The organism is Streptomyces sp. NPDC107500 (assembly GCF_055582785.1).
Map to the genome: position 1 here is coordinate 54,364 of NZ_JBVJPF010000012.1, position 24,454 is coordinate 78,817.

General features: G+C 74.9%; 15 protein-coding genes. 12 read left to right on the forward strand and 3 right to left on the reverse strand.

What is annotated here, in order from left to right; genetic code table 11:
• Positions 1-36: 36 nt before the first annotated feature.
• Complete coding sequence (locus ACZ67M_RS36900; RefSeq protein ID WP_469854236.1) at positions 37-978, forward strand: LysR family transcriptional regulator; 942 nt, start codon at positions 37-39, stop codon at positions 976-978.
• Positions 979-1,123: 145 nt separating this feature from the next.
• Positions 1,124-1,399, forward strand: coding sequence for a class I SAM-dependent methyltransferase (locus ACZ67M_RS36905; protein WP_469854237.1), 276 nt, complete (start codon positions 1,124-1,126; stop codon positions 1,397-1,399).
• 486 nt (positions 1,400-1,885) lie between these two features.
• Here ACZ67M_RS36905 and ACZ67M_RS36910 read toward each other — a convergent pair whose 3' ends face one another.
• Complete coding sequence (locus tag ACZ67M_RS36910) at positions 1,886-2,299, reverse strand: hypothetical protein (protein WP_469854238.1); 414 nt, start codon at positions 2,297-2,299, stop codon at positions 1,886-1,888.
• A 560-nt stretch (positions 2,300-2,859) separates the two neighbouring features.
• On the opposite strand from ACZ67M_RS36910, the gene ACZ67M_RS36915 reads away from it, so the two are divergent.
• The 4 genes from ACZ67M_RS36915 (at position 2,860) to ACZ67M_RS36930 (ending at position 9,178) form a co-directional block, all read left to right on the forward strand.
• Positions 2,860-3,423: an RNA polymerase sigma factor gene (locus ACZ67M_RS36915; RefSeq protein WP_469854239.1), complete on the forward strand. Its 564-nt coding sequence runs from the start codon at positions 2,860-2,862 to the stop codon at positions 3,421-3,423.
• Entirely contained in the window at positions 3,420-4,634 is a 1,215-nt protein-coding gene (locus ACZ67M_RS36920; protein WP_469854240.1) for a CU044_5270 family protein, read from the forward strand. Before ACZ67M_RS36915 ends, ACZ67M_RS36920 begins: the two co-directional genes overlap by 4 nt.
• A gap of 134 nt (positions 4,635-4,768) precedes the next feature.
• Positions 4,769-8,158 carry a S8 family serine peptidase gene (locus ACZ67M_RS36925; RefSeq protein ID WP_469854241.1) on the forward strand — a complete coding sequence of 1,130 codons (3,390 nt, stop codon included), beginning with the start codon at positions 4,769-4,771 and terminating at the stop codon, positions 8,156-8,158.
• Between the two features lie 126 nt (positions 8,159-8,284).
• Positions 8,285-9,178, forward strand: a complete 894-nt coding sequence (locus ACZ67M_RS36930; RefSeq protein WP_469854242.1) for a squalene/phytoene synthase family protein — start codon at positions 8,285-8,287, stop codon at positions 9,176-9,178.
• A gap of 144 nt (positions 9,179-9,322) precedes the next feature.
• On the opposite strand, the gene ACZ67M_RS36935 is transcribed toward ACZ67M_RS36930, so the two are convergent.
• The gene (locus tag ACZ67M_RS36935) at positions 9,323-11,557 is read right to left on the reverse strand and encodes a helix-turn-helix domain-containing protein (RefSeq protein WP_469854243.1); all 2,235 of its coding nucleotides are present in this window, start codon (positions 11,555-11,557) and stop codon (positions 9,323-9,325) included.
• Between the two features lie 189 nt (positions 11,558-11,746).
• Between ACZ67M_RS36935 and ACZ67M_RS36940 the strand changes: the two genes are divergently transcribed.
• Positions 11,747-14,551: a LuxR C-terminal-related transcriptional regulator gene (locus ACZ67M_RS36940; protein ID WP_469854244.1), complete on the forward strand. Its 2,805-nt coding sequence runs from the start codon at positions 11,747-11,749 to the stop codon at positions 14,549-14,551.
• A 28-nt stretch (positions 14,552-14,579) separates the two neighbouring features.
• On the opposite strand, the gene ACZ67M_RS36945 is transcribed toward ACZ67M_RS36940, so the two are convergent.
• On the reverse strand, positions 14,580-17,588 hold the full coding sequence (locus ACZ67M_RS36945) for a helix-turn-helix transcriptional regulator (protein WP_469854245.1): 3,009 nt from the start codon (positions 17,586-17,588) through the stop codon (positions 14,580-14,582).
• Positions 17,589-17,885: 297 nt separating this feature from the next.
• On the opposite strand from ACZ67M_RS36945, the gene ACZ67M_RS36950 reads away from it, so the two are divergent.
• The 5 genes from ACZ67M_RS36950 to ACZ67M_RS36970 all read left to right on the forward strand — a co-directional run bounded on the left by ACZ67M_RS36950 (position 17,886) and on the right by ACZ67M_RS36970 (position 24,337).
• Entirely contained in the window at positions 17,886-18,347 is a 462-nt protein-coding gene (locus tag ACZ67M_RS36950) for a hypothetical protein (protein ID WP_469854246.1), read from the forward strand.
• A gap of 634 nt (positions 18,348-18,981) precedes the next feature.
• Entirely contained in the window at positions 18,982-19,512 is a 531-nt protein-coding gene (locus ACZ67M_RS36955; protein WP_469854247.1) for a PGPGW domain-containing protein, read from the forward strand.
• A 106-nt stretch (positions 19,513-19,618) separates the two neighbouring features.
• Positions 19,619-20,710, forward strand: coding sequence for a HAMP domain-containing protein (locus ACZ67M_RS36960; RefSeq protein WP_469854248.1), 1,092 nt, complete (start codon positions 19,619-19,621; stop codon positions 20,708-20,710).
• Between the two features lie 39 nt (positions 20,711-20,749).
• Entirely contained in the window at positions 20,750-21,301 is a 552-nt protein-coding gene (locus ACZ67M_RS36965; protein WP_469854249.1) for a sensor histidine kinase, read from the forward strand.
• Between the two features lie 84 nt (positions 21,302-21,385).
• Positions 21,386-24,337 (forward strand): helix-turn-helix transcriptional regulator, encoded by a 2,952-nt coding sequence (locus tag ACZ67M_RS36970; protein WP_469854250.1) that lies wholly within the window; start codon positions 21,386-21,388, stop codon positions 24,335-24,337.
• Positions 24,338-24,454 lie beyond the last annotated feature (117 nt).

Genomic DNA, 24,454 nt, shown 5'->3' on the forward strand with positions numbered 1-24,454 from the left:
ATACGCGGCATCTCCGTGGGTGATAGACACGTGTCTGTGGAACTGCATCATTTGCGCTACTTCGTGGCCGTGGCGGAAGAGGAGAGCTTCACCCGGGCCGCCCGGCGTCTGCACGTGGTCCAGTCGGCCGTTTCGACGGCTGTGCGCGCCCTGGAACGCGAGCTGGGGGCCGAACTGCTGGAGCGCACCCCGCGGGGCGTCCTTCTCACCGAGGCCGGGATGGCGCTGCTGCCCAAGGCCACGGCCACCCTCGACGCGGCGCAGGAGGCGTACGACACGGTGCTCGGTCTGCGTGGCCGGCTCCAGGGAACGCTCCGGGTGGGCGGGGTCGCCGCCGCCGGCCTGCTCGACATTCCCGCCCTGCTGGGCCGCTACCACGCGCTGCACCCCGACGTCACCCTCCGCCTGCACGCCTCGCCCACGGGCTCGGCCGGACTGGTGCGCGACCTGCTGACGGGTGAACTCGACCTCGCCTTCTCGTCCCTGCCGGGCAGCCGCCCCGCCGGACTTGACGTGCGGGAGCTGGCCACCGTACCGATGGTGCTGATCGTGCCCGCCGCGCATCGCCTGGCCGGCGCCGGTTCCGTGGCGCTGAACGCCCTGGTGGACGAGCCCTTCGTCGACTCACCCGTCGGTTACGGCAACCGCGACCTGGTGGACCGTGCCTTCACCGCCGCGGGACTGGAGCGCCGGGTGCTCCTGGAAGCCACCGAGATCGCCACCACCACCTCGTTCGTCCGGCACGGTCTGGGCGTCGCCTTCCTGCCCTCGTTCGTGGCCGGTCGGGCCCCAGAGGGACTGGCCGTTCTCCCGGTGCGGGACGCCCCCCTGCACTGGTCGCTGTACCTGGCCACCGCGGACCGGCGCCGTCCGCGGGCGACGGTGTCGGCCCTGCTGCGGCTCGTCGATACGGAACTCCCCCGCTTTCTCGTCGCGCCGGTCTCGGCGCCGCGGTGCGATGTGCCGTCAGGCTCGTGAACTCCGGTGCGCCATCGCCCCGGAGTCGGGGGCGTCGGACTGACGGCCTTTCCGGTCACCGATGTGTGGGCCATCGAGTCGTCTCATCCCGGCGAGCTGGGCCAGGACGGGTACGCGGAGCACTTCCTCCGTGCGGAGTCCGGCTGTGTCGACTGGCCACGCCGGTACGACGAAGTACCGGGCGGTGACGCGGATCCGCTGTGGGCAGGACCGCTTCTTCGCGCTGCGCACCCGGGTCCTCGACGACTTCGTGCTCGACACGGTGACCGGCAGCTGCCGACAGGTCATCATGCTGAGCGCGGGCCTCGACGCGCACAGTGCGCCCAGCAGTGTGCTGGGCTTCGAGGCGAAGATGGGGACAGACCCTGGCTCGCACCAGCGCTACCCCATCTACGCCGCGGCACGCGAGCGCCTAACATGACCTGCCACGGCTGTTCAACGCCGAACCCCGTCCCGACCCCGCCGCCGGGCTGGAGGAGCCTTGCTGGAGCACGGACGTCCACAGCGTGCTCCACTCCGCGGAACCGGTGGGTCTTCGCATCCCGGTAGCGCCCGCGGGCACGTGGTCGGGTTCCGCCCGCGGCCGTTCGGCACTCCGAGGCAGGGCCGCTTCTCCTTCATGTGGGACGAGCTGGCCGTCGGGGTGCGCCGAGCACTGACCCTGCAGCCGGAGGTACCGGTCATGCTGTGCGACGCGCGCCTGCGCACGTCGGTCAAGGACGTACTGGTGAAGGCCGTGGACCACGTCCTGCTGTCGTCCCGAGGGAGGCATCCGGCTTCCCCACGGGGCCCCTTCAGGACCTGCACCAAAGTCGTCTGCCCTGATGAACTGGATTAAGAAACGGGCATCCGCCGCGGCGGTACCGCCGCACGCGGGCCGGCCACACGTACGAGACGGAGGGCAGGGCTAGGAGGTTGCGGGGATGTTCCAGGGACCACAGGCGTCGCCGCCGATGTAGTTAGGTCCGCAGACTCTGAAGGTGACGACCTTCTTGGACAGGGCCGTCGAGGACGAACCACCCGCCGGGTTGTAGAGCTTGCGCATGGTCCCCTCACCCTGCAGGTAGTAGTCCAAGTGGCCGCCCTGCTTGTTCGACCCGACCCAGATCCAGCTGGTCAGCCCTGGGGCGGAATAGGTGTTGTCGACCGTTCCTTGGTACCAGGCGCCGAATCCCACGATCTCGACGGTGGCCGTGCAAGTGGCGGCGCATGCGGACGGGCTGCTGCTTGCGGCCGAGGCGGGGGCGGCAAGACCCAGTCCCGCCACCGTCACTCCGGTGGCGAGAATTCCCGCCCGCCGAGCCAGGGTCCTCGAAATCATCACTCTTCCTCCTCTGTGAGGGCGTGTCGGGAACACACGAGAACGCCGTAAAGCAACGTCAGAGCCACAGGACGAGCTCACTACGAAGCCCTGAACCGATGTGCCCAGGTAGCCCGCTACCCGCCCCATGGCGATCGTCCACCCGTTCGGGAGATTTGACGCAAAATGTAACAGGGTTTGGGTGATACGTGAAGCGATGGCGAGGTTGTGAGTAGGTGTGAGTTCGGGCAGGGTGGTGTGCGGTGCCCGGCGGGCTGCAGAGAAGTCGGTCTTCCCCGACCCATGTGTCTGCGGCTACGTATGAGCCACCTCAAACCTGTCAACGGTGAGGGTCAGGCACAGAAGGCAGCAGAGGAGGGCTCCGACCCGCACATCGCGGAGATCAACGCGGACAAGGACTCCAGGCCGTCGCCGGCAACGGCTGGCACTCCGACGGCGCCGCCGACGCCGAGCCCTTCCTCGGTGTGACAGCGCTCACACGACGTGTTTCTCCTCGCACAGGTAAGAAGCGGCTCGCCGCGCGCATTGCTGGGTGTGAACGCGAGACGAGAGGAGGGCGCGTGACGCCTGCCGAGCGCTTCCGCAGTGTCTACGAAGAGCAGTACCCGCGTGTCCTCGCCTATGCCACGAGCCTGGTCGGACGGCAGGTGGGAGAGGACATCACCAGCGAGACTTTCACCGTCGCCTGGCGGCGTCTGAGCGACATGCCCCACCCCCCGCTGCCCTGGCTGCTGGGGGTGGCCCGCAACCTGGTGCGCGAACTGCGCCGCCGGGACGCCCGCCGGTACCTGACCGCCGCCGAGGAGGCCCAGCGCCTCACCAGCGGCGACAGGGCCCACGTCGGTGATGTCGCGACGGTGGTCACCGACCGGCACGCCGCGCTGCAGGCCCTCGCGAGCCTGCCGGAGGCCGACCGGGAACTGCTCACCCTGATCGCCTGGCACGGCCTGAGCGCCCGCGAGGCCGCCCGGGTCCTGAACTGCACCGGCCCGACGCTGACGGTGCGTCTGTACCGGGCCCGGCGCCGTCTGGAGAAGGCGCTGGAGACGGCGCGGGCCGCGGAGGCGGCCCCCGTGGACGACGTACACACCACATATCCGCATGGCCAAGGAGCACCCGCATGAAGAACCCTGTCGAGCGATCCGGGCGGCACGACGTCATGGACGTGCTCGCGGACGCACGGCCCGACGCACTGGACCCCTCCCGGCTGACGGACCCGACGCGGCAGCGGCAGGACCTCGCGCGTATCGTCGCCGAACCCGCGGACAGCCGCTCGGCCCGCCGCGGCATCCGCCTGCGCCCGCTGGGAGCGGTGGCACTGACCGCGGTTGCGGCCTCGGTGGTGGTGGCCGTCGGCAGGACGGACGGGCAGGCACCGGCCGACCCCGCCGTGGCGCAGCCGCCGTCCCCGACGACGACGCGGACACCGGGGAACGGTGAGGACGTGCGCGTCGACGGTCACATCCAGCTGCTCAGCGCGGCCCGGAACGCGGAGGCGGCGCCCGCGAAGGGTACGTACTGGCAGACCACCACGCGGTCACGGTACGTGGAGCTGGCCGAGGCGAACGGGCAGTCCTTCGCCGTGAGCACCACGTCGGGCGAGCAGTGGTCGGTGGGCGTACGGCCCGGGACGCAGAGCCTGATGATCACGGGACTGGACGCGGTGGTCGAGCCCTGGTCCGCCGCGGACAAGGCACGCTGGAAGGCCGCGGGCTCCCCCGACACCGTCAGCATCGGCGCCGGATCGAAGGACGGGGTCCGCAGGCCCGTCGCCCTGGGCACCGACCGGCCGAGCGTCACGCACACGAACGTCGACGGCGACATCTACGCCGTCGGTCCGGACAACGTCTCCTACGAGGACCTCCGGGCGCTGCCCTCCACCAGCAAGGAACTGCGCCGCCATCTGGAGGGGCTGTACGGGCGGGAGAGCAGCGCCGACAGCGCCGGGGCGGGCCGCAGCGCCTTCGTGCTGCGCCAGGCGGCCAACCTCGTGACGATGCCCGTGAAGCCGGCCGTACGGGCGGCGGCGTACCGGGTGATGGCCGAGCTGCCCGGAGTCCGGGTGGTCGGACACGTCACCGATCCGCTGGGGCGTGCAGGTGTCGGCGTCGAGTTCCCGAAGACATACCGCACTCCGGCGGGCACCACGCGGCAGCGGCTGGTCATCGACCCGTCGACCGGCGCGCTGCTCTGCGACCAGGACCTGCTGGTCGAACGGTCAGCCGCTGCCGAGAAGGTGGGTCTGCGGGCGGGCGCCACGCTCAACTACCACGCGACCGTCCGGATGAGCTGGGCCGAGCGCCAGATCTCCGTGCCGGAGAACGCCGCCAGCTGAGCCGGGCAGCGAGGACGCGCGGCACGCGCCGAGCAGCGTGCCGCCGCTCCTCCCCCACCTGCCGGTTCCGCCTTCCCTTCCACTCGTTCCACACAGTCCGTATGCACAACGTCCTGGGACAGGAGCTCCTTTTCATGCGCAGACCCAGCGGGCACGTGACGGGGGCCGTCGCCCTCGCCGTGGCCCTCGCCTCAGGCCTGACCGGCCACGCCGCGGCGGCCCCGCCCGCCGGTTCCCCGGACGTGGGCGGTTCCGGTACGGCAAAGGTGCCGAACACGGTGACGCTGATCACCGGCGACCGGGTCACGACGAACGCAGCGGGCCGGGTCGTCCAGGTCGAGCGTGCCAAGGGCCGGGAGCGGGTGCCGATCTCGGTACGGAAAGTCGCCGGACACACACGTGTGATACCCGGCGACGCCGAACTGCTGCTGGCGACGGGCCGGCTGGACCCGCGGCTGTTCGACGTGACCGGGCTGGTGGCGGACCACTACGACGACGCGCACCGTTCCGAGCTGCCGCTGATCGTCACCTTCCGCGACGGTGAGAGGCGCCCGAACACCTTCGCCGGCACCGGGGCGACCGTCGCACGCGCGCTGCCGGTCGTGGGCGGGGCGGCGCTGCACACCCCCAAGAAGCGCGCCACCGAGTTCTGGGACGCCGTGACCGGCGGGACGACGGAGTCCGGCGGTGACGAGGGCGAAAGTGCCGGGTCCGGGGCGCGGTTCGCCCCTTCGACGGCGGTGAAGAAGGTGTGGCTGGACGGCACGCTGCGGGCCGCCCTCGACCGGAGCGTCCCCCAGATCGGCGCGCCCGCCGCCTGGGCCGCCGGCTTCGACGGCACCGGCACCAAGGTCGCCGTCCTGGACAGCGGGGTCGACGCGGACCATCCGGACCTCGCGGGCCAGGTGATCGCGGAACAGAACTTCTCCAGCTCCCCCGACGCGCAGGACCGCTACGGCCACGGCACCCACGTCGCCTCCATCGTGGCCGGCACGGGGGCCGGGTCCGGCGGCCGGTACAAGGGCGTCGCCCCGGGGGCCGGGATCCTGGACGCCAAGGTCCTGAACGACTCCGGTGCCGCCGACGAGTCCACCGTCCTCGCGGGCATGGAGTGGGCGGTGGCCCAGGGCGCCGACATCGTCAACCTCAGCGTCGGCGCCACGGACACACCCGGCACCGACCCCGTGGAAGAGGCGATCGGCCGGCTCTCCGCCGACACCGGAACGCTCTTCGTCGTCGCGGCCGGCAACGACGGACCGGGCGAGCACACGGTCAACACACCGGGCAGCGCCCCCGCCGCGCTCACCGTCGGAGCCGTCGACGACTCCGACCGGCTCGCGGAGTTCTCCGGCCGCGGCCCACGCGTCGGCGACAGCGGCGTCAAACCCGACCTGACCGCACCCGGTGTCGCCATCACGGCGGCGTCCTCTCCCGGCAGCAGGCTGGAGAGCGCGTACCCTTCCGACACACCGGGCTACATCACCCTCGACGGCACCTCGATGGCCACCCCGCACGTCGCGGGAGCCGCCGCCATCCTGGCCCAGCGCCACCCCGACTGGAGCGGCCGGCGTCTCAAGGCGGCGCTGACCGCTGCCGCCGAGCCCGGCGCGTACAGCTCGTTCCAGCAGGGCACCGGCCGGGTCGATGTGGCCCGCGCCATCGGACAGAGCGTCGTCACCGAGCACGGACCGCTCGACTTCGGCGCGCAGCAGTGGCCGCACGACGACGACAAGCCGGTGACGCGGCAGCTCACCTACCGCAACCTGGGTACGGAGCCGGTCACGCTGGACCTGTCCGTCGACGCGCGCTCGGTGAACGGCGAAGGCGCCGCCGAGGGCATGTTCACCCTCTCGCCCGGGCGTCTCACGGTCCCGGCGGGCGGTGAGGCGAGCGCCGCGGTCACGGCGGACACCCGGGCGGGCACCGCCGACGGCACGTTCGGCGGCTCGGTGTCCGCCGTCTCCGCCGACGGCGGGGTCAGGGTACGCACGGCCGTCGGGGTGGAGCGTGAGGTGGAGATGTACTCCCTGACGCTGAGGCATCTCGACGAGCACGGCGAGGCGACGGGCGACGCCGTGGCCGACGTCCAGGGCGTGGACAGCGACTTCCAGGCCTCCTACGCCGACGAGGAGGACGGCGAGGTCACGGTCCGGCTGCCCAAGGGCGACTACTCCCTCCTCGACACCATCCACCCGGGGTTCGATTCCCCGGTCCACGCCGTGCTGTTCCAGCCGAGGCTGCGGCTGGACGCGGACACCACCGTCACCCTCGACGCCCGGCAGAGCCGACCGGTCCGGGCCACCCTGCCCGAACCGGCGGCCACGAACGTCGACGCTCTGGTCGCCCTGGGCTGGCAGCGGGACGCCGGCCTGGACCCAGGGCTGTTCACCTACGCATTTCCCGACTTCCGGAGCTTCACCGTCGGGCAGCTCGGCGCCGCCGTGCCCGCCGGTCAGGCGTTCGCCCAGTACTCGGGCACCTGGAGCGGCAACGATCCGGGCAGCCGGACGCCGGACGCCTACCACCTCGCCTGGAAGCGGTCCGGCGACCTCGGGGGCTTCACCACCGAGGTCGAGCGCGGACAACTGGCCGAGATCGACTTCCGGGTCGGCACGCCCACCGCGGGCGGGCAGGCAAGCCTCCTCGCCCAGACCCTCACCCCCGACGGGGAACTGACCACGCTGGGGTCGCCCGTCACCGGGGACCTGCCGCTGCGCGGCACGCACTACGTCCTCGGCGACGGCGTCCGGTGGAACTTCCTCGTGCTGACGGGCGACGGCCCCGACAACGAGTTCTGGACCACCGGGACCTACCGGGCCGGCCGGCACTACACGGAGCGGTTCAACACCGGCGTCTTCGGACCGGCACTGGGCGACACGAGCACCGCGCCGCCCATCGTCACCCCCGGCATCTCCCGGAACGGGAACGTCATCAGGGCGTACCTCCCCCAGTACAACGACGGCGCCCGCCACTGGAACACCCACTCGGGAACGCTTCGGGAGAGTGCGCTCCTGGCCGACGGCCAGGAGGTCCTGGAGCCCGACGGCGTCTCCCCGGCCGAGGACCTCGCCCATTACACCGTCCCCGCCGAGGACAGCGCGTACCGGCTGACCCTGGACAGCTCCCGCGACCCGGAGGTCACGCCGGTGAGCACCCGGGTCAGGTCGGTGTGGACCTTCCGTTCCGCGAAGACACCGGACGGCACATGGTCGGCACTGCCCCTGTCCGTGGTCCGTTTCACGCCCCGGCTGACACCGGCGAGCACCGCGAAGGCGGGCGTGCGCTTCGAGGTGCCCTTCCACGTCGAGGGCGCCGCGGCGGGACAGCGGCCCGGGAAGCTCGCCTTCGCCGTCTCGTACGACGAAGGCGAGACCTGGCAGGCCGCCCGGGCCGTCGACGGGACCCACCTGGTCCTGCGGCACCCGGCCGGCGCGGGGTCGGTCTCGCTGCGGGCCGAACTGACCGATGCCGGGGGCGACACGCTCGTCCAGACGATCGAACGGGCCTACCTCATCACTCCGTAGCCCTTCGCATCCGCCACGCCGTCACCGGCCGGGGTGTCCCTCCCGGCCGGTGACGGCCGTGGCCGCGGTGGCGGGCCCGCCTCCCCCCGCTCCTGGGCCCGGCCCGTGTCCGCCTACGATCGGCGCGTGAGCAAGTGGAGCAGGAGCCTGACCGCGGCCGGTGTCACGGCCGCCGAGGACCGCCGGGACTACGACGCGCAGCGGCGGCTGGTGGCCCGGTTCCGCCCGACCTCCTACCTGGCCGTCCGCCTGCTGCTGCCGCCTTCGCTGCTGCCGCACGTCGTCGCGATGACGGCCGTGATGCACCACGGCGACAACCTCCTGGACACCGGTCCGCGGACGCGGCGCGAGGCGGCCTGGGCGGACTGGGAGCGCCGGGTGCGCGACGGACTGGCCACGGGCACGAGTGACGACCCGCTGATCCGCGCGCTGGTACGCACCGTCGCCGCGCGCCCCCGGCTCGGCCGGAGGGTGGAGGAGTACCTGTCCACCGCCACCGCCGAGCTTGAGTTCGCCGGTTTCGCGACCGAAGAGGACTACCAGGCCTACGTGGACGCCTACTCCCTGCCCGCCTTCATGCTGGTGGCCGAGCTGCTGGGGCCGGACGGTGACGACGACGGGCGGTACCGGGCGGCGTGCCGGACGTTCATCGACGGCAGTCAGCGACTCGACTTCACCAACGACCTCGCCGAGGACCTGCGGGAGGGGCGTCTGGGCATCCCGGCGAGCACGCTGGAGAAGTTCTCCGTCACGGCGGCCGAGCTGGCCGCGGGGCGGCCCTGCGCCGGCCTGCGGGAGCTGCTGGACGAGCAGATCGGCCTGGCCCGTGCCGCGCTCCTGGCGAGCCGGGGACTCACGGGGCTCGTCCCGGCCGGCAGCCGGCGGCTGGTGCGCACCCTCATCGAGATCGAGCTGCTCACCGCGGACGCGGCGCGCGGGCGCGGACCGGGGCTGCTGCGCGCGGCGGCCGGCCCGCCGAAGGCGAGGGCCGCACGCGCGCTGCTGCGCGGCGGTGCGTGAGGGCTTGTTCAGCGAGGCGCGGCCCGGGGCGTGTGCGGGGCCGGGCGTGGGCGAACGAGGTCAGGAGCCCGTCGACGGACGGTCGGTGCGGGGGCCGTTGTCCCCGCCGGGCGGGCCGGGCGGCGTGCCGCCCGGCTGCAGGGCTCACGGCCGGAGGGCCTCCGCCCTGGCCCGCATGTCCGCGGCGCGGGCGACGCGCAGGCCGGTGAAGAGGTCGGCGGCCCTCAGCCAGCAGGCTCTGGCCTCGTCGGTGGCTCCGCGCCGCAGGTGGACGGAGGCGAGGTTGTCGAGCGTCTCGGCCTGGTTGTAGACGTCGAGGGTTTCCTCGAAGAGGTGCAGCGCCTTCTCCAGGTCGTCGACCGCGGCGTCGAGGTCGTCGAGGCCGAGCCGGGCGACACCGAGGGTGCCCCAGGCCATCGCCTCGAAGCGGCGCTCCCCGGTGTCCCGCAGGACGGGCAGCGCCTCGTCGCACAGCGCGACCGCCTCCGTGTGGTCTCCGTTCTCGGACACCTTGAAGGCCAGTTCGAGCAGGGCGCGGACCAGTTCGTCCGGCCGGTCGAGCGTGCGGGCGATCGTCAGGGCTGTACGCGCGTGGGCCATGGCCTCGTCGTCGCGCCCGAGTTGGCTGCACACCCAGGAGGCCCGACGTTCGGCCCCGGTGCGGTGCTCCGCGGACAGCCGGGACAGGTGGGCGAGCCTTATGCCGAGCAGCCCGTCGGCCTCGTCGCCGCGTCCGGTCTCGATGAGGGCGCGGATCAGGTTGTGGCTGCTGCGTTCGACGGCGACGGGGTCGTCGAGCGCGAGGGCCGCGTCGAGCGCGATGCGCGTGGCGGCGATCTCCTCCGGCCAGCGTCCCGTGGCCTCGTTGTAGACCGCCCACTCCAGCGCGACGTGGATCCGGCGGCGCACGAGTTCCGGGGCGTCCACGGCGCGCAGGGCGGCCGCCGCGGTCTGCTCCTCCTGGCGGTACCAGTCCAGGGCGTCCGTCCGGTTGTCGATCGGCACGTGGACCGCTCCCGCCGGCACGTCGTCGGGCAGGCCGGAACGGAACTGCGGCATCACGTGGACGTTGGCGCTCCTGGCGTTGTGGTGGAGGTAGCCGAGCAGACGGTCCTGGGCGCCGAGACGGTCGTCGCCGTGCCGCTCGGCGAGTTCGGCGCCGTAGGCGCGCACCAGGTCGTGCAGGACGTAGCGGCCGTCGGCGTCCCGGGAGAGCAGGCTGGCCGAGGCCAGTTCGCGCAGGTGTCCACGTGCCCGCGCCGTGGGAAGTCCGGCGAGGGAGGCCGCCGCCTGCGCGGAGGCGGCCGGGCCGGGGTGGAGGGACAGATGCCGGAAGAATCGGGCCGTGGCCGGGCCGAGCGCGCGGTAGGACCGGGAGAAGACGGCGCGGACGTCGACACTGCGGTCCTCGGCGGCCAGCGCGTCGAGCCGGGGCCGGGCCTCGCGCAGTTCGGCGACGGCGACCCGCAGCGCGAGGCGGGGTTCGGCACCGAGCTGGGCGCCGACGACCGCCACCGCCAGTGGCAGGTGCCCGCAGAGCCGGACCAGTTCCGCGGCGGCCTCGGGCTCCGCCGCGCAGCGTCCGGCGCCGATCCTCGCGTCCAGCGCGGCCAGGGCCTCCTCGGGTGTCCACACGTCGAGGCCGACCGGTGAGGCGCCGTCGGCCGCGGCCAGGCCGAGGAGCTGGTTGCGTGAGGTGACGACGGTCAGGCACCCGGGGGCGCCGGGCAGGAGGGGCCTGACCTGGTCGGTGTCGCGGGCGTTGTCGAGGACCACGACGAGCCTGAGGGACGCGGCCCGCCGACGGAACAGCTCGCCGCGCCGCTCGGTCGAGGAGGGGATGTCGGCGCTGGGGACACCGAGCCCGCGCAGGAACCCGCCGAGGGCGTCGCCCGGGTCGAGCGGCTTGCCGGAGTCGTCGAAGCCACGCAGGTTCACGTAGAGCTGGCCGTCGGGGAACCGCTCCGCCATCCGGTGCGCCCAGTGCACGGCGAGGGCCGTCTTGCCGACGCCGGCCATGCCGCCGATGGAGGAGATGACGACGTGGCCGCCGCGGGCGGCCGCCCGGTCCCCGATGGCACGCAGTTCGGCCAGTACGTCTTCCCGGCCGCGGAACACCGCGAGGTCGGGCGGCAGTTGCCGGGGGACGGGCCGGGTGTGCGGCCGGGCCGCCGCCACCAGGTGCCGCCGCTGTTCCTCGCTCACGTCTAGGGCGTCCATCAGCTCACCGAGTGTGGACTGGCGCGGCAGGCTCTTGCCGCGCTCCATGTCGCTGATGGCGCGGACGCTGACGCCGGAGGCCTCGGCCAGGCTCTCCAGCGTGAACAGTGCTCTCTGCCGTGCCTCACGCAGCAACGGACCGAATGTGTTCGTCTCCACCGCCCACCCCCGGATCGATCTCCGGGCAAGCGTCTCACGGGGCGGTTTCCCGCCACGCGTCGCGGCCGGGCCGAACTGCATGTGAACTGCCTGGCCGGGCGGACCCCTGTCCGGTGGGATGAGGAGCGGCCAGGAGAACGTCCCCGCACACGCCGGTGGGGCCGTTCGCGCAGGGGAACAGGGGTCATCATGAACGCAGCCGCCGGGGCCGTCTCAAGCGGGCAGTCGACACCGCAGCACGCCGTACCGCCGCTCGCGCCGCTCCCCGCCGCGGTCCGCGGGCGGCCGGACTCCGCCCGGGCCCGCCTCATCGGTCGCGACAGCGAACTGGAGGCGCTGGCGGCGTTCCTGCGGCAGGGCCTGGCCGACGGGGCGACACGGGCGGTGTACGCGATGGCGGGCGCGGGCAAGTCGGAGCTGTTGGAAGCCGGGGTCGAGGCGGCGGCCGGCGCGGGCCTGCGGGTGCTGCGCTGCGCCGGTGTACGGGGCGCCGGTGCTGGCCCCCGTTCCGGTCTGCTGCAACTGGTGTGGCCGTTGCTGGACGGACCCGCTCCGGGCGGCGGCACGGGCCCGCTGCGGGAGCTGGAGGGGCTGCTGCTCGACGGCTCACCGGGCACCGGCGGAACACCGCTGCCCTTCCTGGTGCTGGGTGCGCTGGAGTCGGCCGCGGCCGAGCGGCCGCTGCTGCTCGTCGTGGACGACTTCGACGCGCTCGACACGGTCAGCGCGGACGTGCTGGCCTTCGTGGCGCGGCGGACGGCGGGACGGCCGCTCTCGGTGCTGATCGCCGCGCGTCCCCATCCCGGGCGGCGTGTGCTGCTGGCCGGCCTGCCCGAGTTGCCGCTCGGCCCGCTGTCCCCGACGCACTGCGCCGAACTGCTGGCCCTGCGGCACCCCGGCTGCGACCCGCTGGCCGCACGTGAACTGCTGGCGACGGCCGCCGGGAACCCCCTGGCACTGCTCGAACTCCCGGCGCGCAGCGGGGAGTCGGTGCCCGACCTGCCCCCGTCCTCCGACCGGCTGGCCGCCGCGCTGGCCCCGGCCGCCGCGCTGCTCCCGGCGGGCACCCGTGACCTGCTGCTGGTGGCGGCGCTCCACCCGGACGGCGAGCTGCCGCTGCTGATGGCGGCCGCGGCCCGGCTCGGGGGCGCCCCGCCGGGCTTCGCGGCGGTGGAACGGGCCGAGCGCTCGGGGCTGGTGGAGTGCGAGGGCACGGGGTTGCGGTTCACGCATCCCGCCGCGGCCGGGGCCGCGGTGCACGGCGTCGGCCCGTCCCGGTGCCGTGCCGCCCACGCGGCCCTGGCCGAGGTGATGGAGCGGGACCCGGTACGCCGCGCGTGGCACTCGGCGCAGGCGGCGCGGGGGACGGACCCGGAGCTGGCAACCCAGCTGGAGGCGGTGCACGGCGACGCCCTGGAGCAGGGCGACCCGGTGACGGCGGTCCGCTTGCTGCGGCGCGCGGCGGACCTGCACGCCACGCCCGAGGACCGGGGTCGGTGTGCGCTGATGGCCGCCCGGCTCGCCCACGACCTCGGTTCGCGCCGCGGGGCACGGACGCTGGCACACCGGGCGCTGCGGCACCCGCTCGGGCCGCTCGGCACGCTGTGCGCCCGCGTCCTGGCGGAGGCCGAGGACGGGGACGGGCGGTGTTCCTGGGCGGACCCGGCCGGCTGGCCCGTGCCGGACGGGCCGCGCGAGGAGGAACACGCGCTGGAGCTGGCCCGGTTGACGGGGCCCGGGATCGCGGGTGACGCGCGGCGGTCCGAGGCGCTGCTCGACTTCCTCGACCGGATGCCGGGGCGGGCGGCCGATCCTCGGCTGGTGCACACCATGGCGACCGTGGGCCGTGCGCGCCGGGCGGGGACCGTCGTCGCGCGGCTGCCCGCCGCCTCGCGCGCGCACCCGGTGCCCGTGCGCGGCCTGGAACTGCTGGGTGAGGCCGCCCTGCTGGCCGGGGCGGCGCCGCGGGCGCTGGACCTGTTCCGGCAGGCCGAGCACCGGTGCCGTGCCCTCGGCCTGGACGACCGTCTGCCGCAGTTGTGGCTGCGGCAGGGGCTGGCGCACCTGTTCATGGGCGACTGGGGCCAGGCCGGTCGGTCGTTCGCCCGCTGCGGCGGGGCGGCGGCGCCCGGCCGGGACCGGCTCGCGCCCGCCGCGAACCTGCTCGGACGCCTGGTGCGGGGGCTGCGGGCGGGGACGGTACCCGCCGTGGACGGTGCCGACCGGGCGGCGGCCCGGCCCGCGGTGCCGTTCGTCGACGACGTGGTCGCCGTCGCGACCGGCTGGGCGCGGGTGGAGGGCGGTGACTTCGCCGGGGCTCACACCGGACTGCTCGCGCTCCTGACGGACCCGGACCGCACCGCCGTGGCCCGGTACGCCCTGGTCCCCTTCGCGGAGGCCGCGGAGGCGGTGGGCGCGGGCCGCGAGGCACGGGTGCTGGTGAGCCGGCTCGCCGCCGAAGCGGAGGCGGATCGTTCCGAGTCGGTGGCCGCGGAACTCGCGGTGGCACGGGCGGTGCTCTGCCGTGACCAGGACGCCGACGCCGCGTACGGGCGGGCGTTCGCCCTGGACCTGTCCCGACGGCCTCATCTCGCCGCCTCGTTGCGGCTGGCCCACGGGCGTCTGCTGCGGCGGCGGCGCGAGGTCACCGACTCCAGGGTCGCGCTGCGGCAGGCGGCGGCCGCGTTCGCCGTGGCGGACGCGCGGGCGCGGGTGGCGGGCATCACGGCGGAGCTGCGCGCGGCGGGGGCGCGGACGGAGACCGCAGGGCCCGGCGCGACGGGACGGCCGGCGGGCGTCCATGACCTGCTCAGCGCGCAGGAGCTGCGTATCGCCAGGCTGGCGGCACGCGGTCTGTCCAACCGGGCCATCGGGGAGGAGATGGGCCTGGCGCCGCGCACCATCGGAGCGTATCTGTACCGCGTCTTCCCCCGGCTGGGGGTGACCTCGCGTACGCAACTGGCCGCGGTACTGCGGGAGGCGCGCGTCGGCTGACGGCCGTGCGGGCCGGCGGGGTGGGGGGTCAGGAGGGGTCGATGCGCTCGGCGAGCTGTGCGCGCGAGGTGATGCCCAGTCTGGGGAAGATCTGGTAGAGGTGCGCGGCCACCGTGCGCGGCGACAGGCGCAGTTGCTCCGCGACGGCCCGGTTGGACAGGCCGCGGGCGGCGAGGCGGGCGATGGTCAGCTGCTGCGGGGTCAGCAGGTCGGCGGCCTGGCCGCGGGAGCCCTGCTCCGGGCCGGACCGCTCCGGACCGGCCGGCCCGGGTCCGGTCCGCACGGCTGCGGTCGGCTCGGCCCGGGTCCGCACCAGTCCGGTCGCTGCCAGCTCCGCGGCGGCCAGATCGGCGCGGGAGGCGGCTCCCAGGTCCCGGAAGACCCGCTCGGCGGCGAGGAGCGGCTCCCGGGAATCCAGCAACCGACGGCGGCGCCGCAGCCGGGCCCCGTGCGCGAACCGCGTCATCGCGTACAGCAGCGGCCACTGCTCGGCCCCGTCACCGAGCGCCTCGGCGTGGCGGGCCCCGGCCCGGTCGTCCTCGGCGAGCACGGCACGGGCGTGGGCCAGGACACGGTCCAACAGGGGTGCCGGGCCACTGTCAGGTACCCGGGCCCTGATCCGCTCGACGAGCGCAGCGGCGTCGGCGCGCTCACCGGCCGGCCAGGCGGCCTCGGCCAGGAAGACCAGGGCACAGACCTGTTCGAAGGCGTACGGTGCCGTCCGTTCGGTGAGCAGTGCGCGCAGTTGGGCGTATGCCTCGGCGTACCGTCCGGCGCCGGACGCCGTCAGTGCCCGGGTGAGGGCGGCCAGGTCCAGGTGCCGGCTGCGGCCGAGACGCAGGGCCGCCTCCTCGGCTTCCGCGGCGCACCGCAGCGCGTCCTCGGGCCGGTCGCACAGGGCGTGCAGGACGCCCTGCGCCCCGGCGGCCCGCGCCGCCCAGTCGGCCTGTCCGGTCCGGGCGGCGAGGACCCGGGCCTCCTCGGCCATGGCCAGGGCGGTGGACCACCGGGTGCCCAGCCACACCTCGCCCAGGGCGCGGGCCACGAGGAGGCGCGGCAGCCGTCCGTGCCGTCCCTCGGCGCGGGCGGTCCTCTCCGCCCGCGCCAGCAGCGGCGCGGCCCGCTGGAGGTCGCCGGTGAGGTGGGCGACCTGCCCGAGCAGCAGCAGCTCCTCGGTGCCGGACGGCCCGGACGGCCCGAGCGGGGCGGGCGGTGCCTCGCGGCTCGCGGCCGACGGGTCGGCCAGGGCCAGCACGGCGAGGTCGCGGGCGTCCCAGGGGCGGGGGCGCAGGTCCTGGAACGTCCGCAGGAGCAGGTCCCGTTCGGAGCGTGCGGCCCGCTGCCACCAGCACCGGCCGGCGGCGGCGTGCAGCAGCTTCTGCGCGAGGAGCGGGTGGTCGGCGGCGACGGCGCGGGCCGTCGCGCACAGTTCCATGACGCGTTCCCGGCCGACCGCGAAGTCGTCCGGGAGCAGGTCCTGCAGCCACAGCGCCCGGGCGCGGCCGACAGCGCCCTGCCCGGCCGCCCCGACGCCCTCGGCGTACCGGCGGGCCTGCAGCTCCAGCCCGTGGTGGCAGGCGAGTTCGGCGGCGCGCGCCAGCCGGGACGCACCGGTCTCCGCATCCGGGGAGAGGTGGGCGGCGCGTTCCAGCGCAGCCAGGGAGGGCAGTACGTCCGTCCCCTCGTGCGGCCCGGCGGCCAGGGCTTCCAGTTGTGCGGCGAGTGCCTCGTCGGCACGGGCCGTGCACTGGGCCGCGTGCCAGGCGGCGCGGGCCGGGTCGGTGACGGTTTCGCCGAGCGCCGCGTGCGCGGCCAGGCGCCGCGACCCCGGCTCCAGCGCGAGCACGGCGATGCGCAGCAGCGGGTCGGGGAACCGCAGTCCGCGGTCCGGGCCGGGGTGGACGCGCCGGTGGTCCGCACCGGGGCCCTCCTGCCGGCCGCCGTCCTCCTGCCGGTCACGGACCTCCTGCCGGCCGCGGTCCTCCTCCGGGGCGCCGTCCCGTACGGGGCCGTTCTCCCGTCCGCCGTCGGGTCCGGTTACCAGTCCCCGTGCGAGAGCCTCCCGCAAGCCGGCGCGGGCCGCGTCGTCGCCGCCGGTCAGACGGGCGGCGGCGCTCAGGACGTCCCGGGCGGCCGGTGAGGTGCTCAGCGCACCGACGAGCAGCAGATCACGGGCGGGCGGCGAGACGCCTTCCAGGTCCCGTGCGTACGCCCGCGCCAGGCGGGGGGTGGCGGGCAGCGTGCCGAGGCCGGCCGTGTCCGGGGAGAGGGTGTCGCCGAGGGAGAGTTCGCGGAGCGCGAGGGGGTTGCCGCGCGCCACGCGCAGGACGAGTTCCTCCTCGGCGTAGGTCGACACCCGCCCCGCCAGGGCGACGAGACGGCGTGCCTCGGGGGCGGTCAGCGGTCCGAGGGTGGCCGTAAGGGCGTCGGGAAACGGCTCCCCCGCCGCCGGGGCGGCCCGCTCGGTGACGATCAGGCCTATGCGGGTCCCGGCACAGAGCCGGGACAGGGCGCGTACGGTCTCCCGGCTCGCGGGATCGAGGAGGTCCAGGTCGTCCACACAGAGCAGGACGGGGTCCGCGGTCAGCGTCAGCAGGTCCCGGGCCGCGGCGGCGAGCGGGCCGGGATCCGCTCGGGCCGCTCCGGGGCCGCCGGAGCCGAACGCGGCCCGCAGGGGGGCGCACCGGGCACTCGGCAGATCGGCGAGGCGTGACAGCCAAGGGCCGAGGAGGCGGTGCAACGCCGCGTACCGCAGGTCGCGTTCGGCGGGGGCGGGGGCCGTCTCCAGTACGGGCACGCCGCGTTCGGCCGCCGTGCGGGCGGCGAAGCGCAGGAGTGCGGTCTTCCCGGACCCCGGTCCGCCGTTGAGGTGGAGCACCCGGAGGCCGCCGGTGCGGTCGGCCTGGTCGGTGCCGCCAGCGCGGTCGATCCGGCCGGTGCCGTCGGCGGACAGCGTGGCCAACAGGTCGGTCACCATGCGCCGTTCGGATGCCCGGCCGACGGGCGCGGCGTCCTCGGGCCCTGTGTGTGCGCTCACCTGTCTCCCTTTCCGGCTCCTTCGGCCGGCGCCGCGACCAGCGGTATCCCGACCACGCCGGAAGCGCGGGAGGAGGGTAACACCGGCGGTGCCGGGGAAGACCGCGCATCAACGAAGGTCTGCAGCAGCCCACGCGCACCGCCGACCGGCTGGACGTCACGATCCCGTCCTGGGGGGACTCCGGCGGCGGCCACGCGAACCACGCGGCCTTCGGCAGCACCGCGACCACGGACCGGACGGGGCTGTACCGGGGGGGGCACCCTTCTCGCCAGCGGGTCCTCCGGCCTGACGGCGACGGTGCCGACGACGCGGGGAGCGTACCGCCTGACGCAGACGGCCACCCGGGACGCCACGGCCGAGTTCCCCTACTCCACCGCCACGCGCACCGAGTGGGCGTTCAGTTCGGCGGCACCGCGCGAGGAGGACCGGCCGGAGCAGCTCCCGCTGGTGCAGCTCGACTACACGCTGCCCACGGACGAGGACGGCAGGGCGGCCCGCGACGCAACCCTGCTCGTCACGCCGTCGCACCTGGCGGGCGCGCCCCGCGCGGCGCTGCACACGCGGAAGGTGGAGGTCTCCTACGACGACGGCGCCACCTGGACCGCGGCCCGTATCGGCGGCCGGGGCAACGGCGCGGTCAGCGCCGTGCTGAAGGCTCCGGCGCGGGCACGGTACGTCTCCCTGCGGGTGTCCGCCGGGGACAGCCGCGGCAACACCGTCAGCCAGACGGTGGTGCGGGCGGCCGGCATCGGCCGGTGAGGAACTCCTGAGGACGGCGGCCGGGGACGTGCGGCGAAGGGAGCGCCGTCAGCGGCGAGGTGCGGCCGCAGCCGGCGCATGTGGTCGATCATGGCGGGCCGGTACCGCGACTGGCCGGGGAAGCCGGGCTCCTCGTCGGGACTCTCGTCCATGTCGCCGCGTGCTTCTCGACCACGCTCCGGTCCGCCACCCATTGCCGCGCCTTGGACTCCGAGGCGGATGAACGTCCTTGTGCAGCGCCACCGCGAGGACGACCTGGTGGGCCGTGTGCCGCGGTCCGGCCGGTTGGTCGCGGCGTCGCGCAGCGGTACGGCACTGCGGACCTGGTCGAGGGCGGGGGGGGCCGCGGCACCCCGGAGCCGGTCGCGCCCGCCGTGTCCGCAGGAGCGATGACCCGTGCCGTTCGGGTGTGGGCCGCGGCCGTGTCGTGTCCGGCCGCCCTCGCGGGTGTGCGTGACGGACCCCACACATACGCACACCCCATGACGGCCGGTCCCGGCGGCTGCCGGGACCGGCCACCCCCCCCTCCGTCACTGTCTTGACCGGTGACCAAAAGGAGGGGCAGAATGTCCGGCAGGTTCGGTCAGTGGTACTTCCTCCGGACCCGTGGACACACGGCAGGACGGAGAACGGCATGCGCAGAGGTGGTGACACGGTGCGCCGCGCGGCGGCGCTCGTCGGGGGCGGTGCCCTGCTGTTGACGGGTGTCGCACTGCTCGTCCTGCCCGGCCCCGGTCTGCTCCTCGTCCTCGCCGGACTGCTGGTCCTGTCCCGGGAGTTCCCCGTGTTCGGCCGGTACGTGGATCCGGTGCGCGAGCGCGCTCTGCGCGCCGCCGACGAGAGCGTCGCCTCACCGCTGCGGCTCGCCGGCTCCGTACTGGCCGGCGTGGCGCTGCTGGCCGCCGGGGTGACGTGGGGCCTGCGGCCCCGGCTCCCGTTCGGCGGCTGGGCCACGGGGACCGGCCTGGTCCTGTCCGGGCTGGTCCTCCTCGCCCTGCTGGTGTGGAGCCTGCGCCGGGTGCGGCACACCGGCCCTCCGGGTTCCGCGCGGCCACACCCCCGCGCTCCCGGCCCGGCCCCGACCCGGGGGACACGGGACACGGGGTCCGCGGACCTCCGCCCACCGGCGGCCCGGCCCCGGACGTCCGACCACACGTATCGGTGAGGCCGCCCACGCGCGGAGCGGCACACCGCCCGAGAGCCCGGCACGTGCCCCGTCACCTCGCCGCCAGTGCCTCGGTCGGGGTGAGCCGGAACGCGCCGGCGGACGGGTGAGCCCCACCGTCACCGGACTGGGGCGCTCCACCAGCCACCGGATCGTTCTCCGGGGCAGCGGCCGGACCCTCGCCGACTCGGCCCCCGAGCCGGACCACGCGTACGTACCGCCGCCCGAGCCGACCGCCGTCGTCGATCCGCTCGCGGTCGACCCGCGCCTGCTGCCCGCCACGGCGCGCACCGACGGGATCGACCCGCGCGTGGTCGGCCCGTACCGGCTGTCGGACGCGGAACGCGCGCGGCTGCGGGAGACGGCCGAGGAGGTCGCCACCTGTCTGCGGGCCGCGACGGGCGCGCGGGTGCGGATCGTGTTCGCCGCGGGCGGCCGGCCCAGCGTACGGTCCAGCGACGGACGGGCGATCTCCCCCCGGTGCGAGGAACCCGCGCTGAGCGACCCGATGCCCTCCGAGCAGACGGCCCTCGACGCGCTCTCCGACCTGGTGGCCTCGTGCCTGGCGCGGCGCGGATTCGGTCCGGTGGCCGTGGCGCTCGACGGATCCTGGCACCGGACCGGCTCGTCCCGCTCGGCCGTCCCCGCGCCCGCCAAGGACGTCCGGGACTGCGTCCGGAGCGGCCGCGGTGAGCAACTGGCCCCGTACGTGGCGCCCGCCGCCCAGCTGTACGTGAGCGGTCCGGGCGGCCGGACCGCCACCACCTTCCTCGATCTGTCGGCGTCCAACAAGCTGCGGATCGCGTGGGGGGCCGCGCTCGTGCTGGCGGTGACGGTCGCGGTCACGGCCTTCGCGGGCGTCCGCCTGGTCACGCCGCTGCGACGGCTCACGCCGGCCGCGCAACGGACGGAGGCCGGGGACGTCACGGCGCGGGTGGAGGTGACGGGCCGCGACGAGATCGCGCGGCTGTCGGCCGCGTTCAACGCGATGTCGCGGCGGCGCGAGCAACTGGAGTCGGCCCGCAAGGCGATGGTGAGCGACGTGGCGCACGAACTGCGCACGCCGCTGAGCAACATCCGGGGCTGGCTGGAGGCGGTCGAGGACCGCGTCGTCCCGGAGGACGACGCCCTGGTGACCTCGCTGCTGGAGGAGGCGCTGCTGCTCCAGCACCTCATCGACGACCTGCGGGACCTCTAGGCGGCCGACGCCGGTGACCTCAGGTTGGCCGTCGAGCCGTTGAGCGTCGGTGACATACTCGCCCAGGCGGTGCAGGGACACGGCCATAGCGCCGAGGCCGCCGGGGTGCGGCTGGAGGTGGCGGTGGAACCGGACCTGACGGTGCCGGCGGACCCGCTGCGGCTGAGGCAGGCGCTCGGCAACCTCGTGTCCAACGCGGTACGGCACACCTCGTCCGGCGGCACCGTCGTCCTCACGGCGTCCGGCGATGCGGCAGGCCCCGGTCTCCCCGCCCGCGCGGGCGTGCGGATCGAGGTGCGCGACACGGGTTCGGACATCACTCCCGAAGACCTGCCTCACGTCTTCGACCGCTTCTGGCGGGCCGACAAGTCCCGTTCCCGCGCGACGGGTGGCAGCGGTCTGGGCCTGTCGATCGTGCGCAAACTGGCCGAGGCCCATGGGGGCACGGCCGAGGCCCGCAGCACCGCCGGGGCCGGCTCCACCCTCACCCTGTGGCTCCCCGCCCTCGCGCCCGCACCCCGCTGGGCGGGAGAGGCACACGGTGTGCGGCCCGCCGCCACTCCCACCGGCGGCCCGGATACCTTGCTCTGACACCTCACACCTCACGCCGCACACCCCGTAGAGTCGACGGGGGCGCCACGACGCCCCTGCGGGCGACGACAGAGGGGGCGGACCTTGGCAGGAAGGGACGGCACCGAGGCCGCTCGGCAGCCCACGTTCTCCCCGCCGCGATTCGTCGGCCGGCACGGCGAGACGGCCGCGCTCGAAGCGCTGCTCGAAGAGCCGGCCGTCGTCCTGCTCGAAGGCGAGGCGGGTATCGGCAAGACCCGCCTGCTGCGGGAGTTCCTCGCCGTCCAGGCACGGCGCGGGTACCGCGCCCTGGTCGGCGCCTGCCCGGAGCTGCGGGTGCCCTACACGCTGGGCGCGGTGGTGGACGCGGTGCGCGACGGCGTCGGCAGCGTCGCGGGTCTGGGGCTGAGCGGGCTGGGCGGTGCGCTGCGGCCGCTGTTCCCCGAGTGGTCGAACGACCTGCCGCCCGCGCCCGAACCGCTGGAGGACGCGACGGCCGCCCGGCACCGCCTGTTCCGCGCCCTCGTCGAGGTCCTCGGCCGGCTCGACATGGCGGTGCTGGTCCTGGAGGACGTGCACTGGGCCGACGAGGCGACGCTGGAGTTCCTGCTCTTCCTGGTGTCCCGCAGGCCCCAGCCGGTGAGTCTCGTACTGACCTACCGGCGTGACGAGGTGCCGCCCGGCTCGCTGCTGCTGCGGCTGTCCTCGCGGGTGCCCGCCGACGCGCGCCCGATCAGGCTGACGCTCCAGCCGCTCGACATCGGCGAGACCGCCGAACTCGTCTCCTCCATGCTGACCGACGAACACGTGTCGACCGAGTTCGCCGCCTTCCTGCACACCCGCACCGAAGGGGTACCGCTGGCGGTGGAGGAGTCGGTGCGGCTCATGTGCGACCGTGCCGACCTGGTCCGGCGCGGCGGCGGGTGGGCGCGCCGCCGCCTGGACCGCATCGAGGTGCCGCCCACCATCCGCGACGCGGTACTGGAGCGCGTCGGACGGCTGCGGCCGGACACCCGGACGGTCCTGTACGCCATGGCGGTACTCTCCGATCCGGCCGACCCCGCGACGGCGATGGCCGTGACCGGGCTCGACGAGGACCGCTTCGACGCACTGGCCACCGAGGCCCTCGGAAGCGGTCTGCTGCGGGAGAGCAGACCCGGGCAGTGGTCGTTCCCGCACGCCCTGGCCTCGCACGCCGTGTACCAGGCGGTCCCGGCGCCGGAGCGCCGCGCCCTGCACCTGCGGGCGGGCCGGGCACTGGAGCGGTGGCCACTGCCACCGGTGGAGAAGCTGGCCCGGCACTTCCGGCTGGCCGGGGACGCCGAGGCGGCCTGCCGGTACACCGAGCAGGCCGCCGGTCTCTGCCTGCAGTCCGGTGACGTCACCACGTCGGCCCTGCTGCTGCACAGCCTGGTCACCACGGTCGCCCTGCCGGCGGAGGCGCTGGTGCGGCTGGTGACGAACATCCAGTTCCAGGTGCTGCCCGGTGCGGATCCCTACGCGGACGTCGTCGCGTCGCTGCGGTCGTGCCTGGACGGGGGCACGCTGACGCCCCGGCAGCGGGCGGGCGTGCTCTTCCAGATCGGCCGCGTCCTCATGGTGGCGGGCGAGATCGAGACGGGCAGGCGCGAGATCCTCGAGGCGGTGCCCCATCTCGCGCCCGGTTCGCCGGAGGCCGCGCGGGCCCGCGTGCTGCTGGCCCTCCCCCTGGGGACGGCACGGCCGGCCGAGGAACATCTGCGGTGGCTGCGGGAGGAGCCTGCGGTGGCGCCGTCGGCCACCCGCCAGGACCGGCTGCGCCAGACCTCGGAACGTGCCTTCGCGCTGCTCAGCCTCGGTGAGGAGGCCGGGTGGGCGGCGGCCCGGCAGATCCCGGACGACGTGACCGGTCCCGGGGAGGCGGCGATCGTCGCCATGGGCCACACCAACGTCGGCGAGGAGGCCATGCGGTGGGGCAGGTACGAGGAGGCCGCGGCGCGTCTGGCCAGGTCGCTGGCGCTGGCCGAACGCCACCAGCTCCGCGACTACCTCGACAGCATCGCTTCCTCACGGGCGCACCTCGACTGGTTCACCGGGGTCTGGGCGGGGCTGGCCGACCGGGCGGCGCGGCTCGCCGAGGACGACGGCGGCGTGCGGCTGAAGGACCGGTGCGAGGCGGCCCTCGTGTCGGGTCTGGTTCTGTCCGCCTGCGGGGACCGGCAACTGGCCGGGGAACGGCTGCGCTTCGCCGCACGGGACGACCAGCAGCGCGTCGAGGCCGCGGCCGCGCTGGCGCGGCTGTGCCTGCGCGACGGTGACGTCGACGAGGCGCTGCGCCTGACCGGGGAACCGGCCAGGACCACCGTCGCCGGCGGGATCTGGCTGCGCGCCACCGAGGTCGCCCCGGTGCGGGTGGACGCCCTGGCGGCCGCGGGCCGGCTCGACGAGGCCGCCGGCCTGGTGGACGCCTTCGCACGCTCCCTGGCGGGCAAGGACGCGCCCGCTCCCCGCGCTTCCGCGGTGCTGTGCCGCGCGATCCTGGCCGAGGCACGGGGGCGGCTCGAGGACGCCTCGTCCCTGTTCGCCGAAGCGGCCGCTGCGTGGCAGGCGGTGCCGCGCCCCTACGACGCCTCGCTCACCCGGGAGCGGCTGGGCCGCTGTCTGCTCGCCGCCGGACGGACCGAGGCGGGGCTGTCGCTGCTGGCCGAGACCGTGGGGGAGTTGAAGGGCCTCGGCGCCCGCAACGACGCCGACCGCGTGGCCGGAGCCCTGCGGCGGCACGGGCGCGGTGACGCGACGCCCCGGGGCCGCGGACGGCCCGGCTACGGTGACCGGCTCTCGCCCCGCGAACTGGAGGTGGCGCGGCTGCTCGCCGACGGACGGACCAACCGCCAGATCGCCGAGGCGCTCACGGTGTCCACGCAGACCGTCGGCAGCCAGGTGAGGTCGGCGATGCACAAACTGCGCGTGACCTCACGCACCGCCCTCGCGATCAGGCTCCTGGAACTGGGCGTCGTCGGCTCGCGGACGACGCCGCCGGCGAACGACCCAGTAACCCCCTCGCCGAACGACCAGTAGCCCCCTCGCCGAGCGACCAGTAGCCCCCTCGCCGAGCGACAGGGGGCGGCCGGATTCGCCCTCGCGACCAACTGCCCTGAGGCGCAACACAGTTGATTCCCGGCGGGGGCGGGCGGC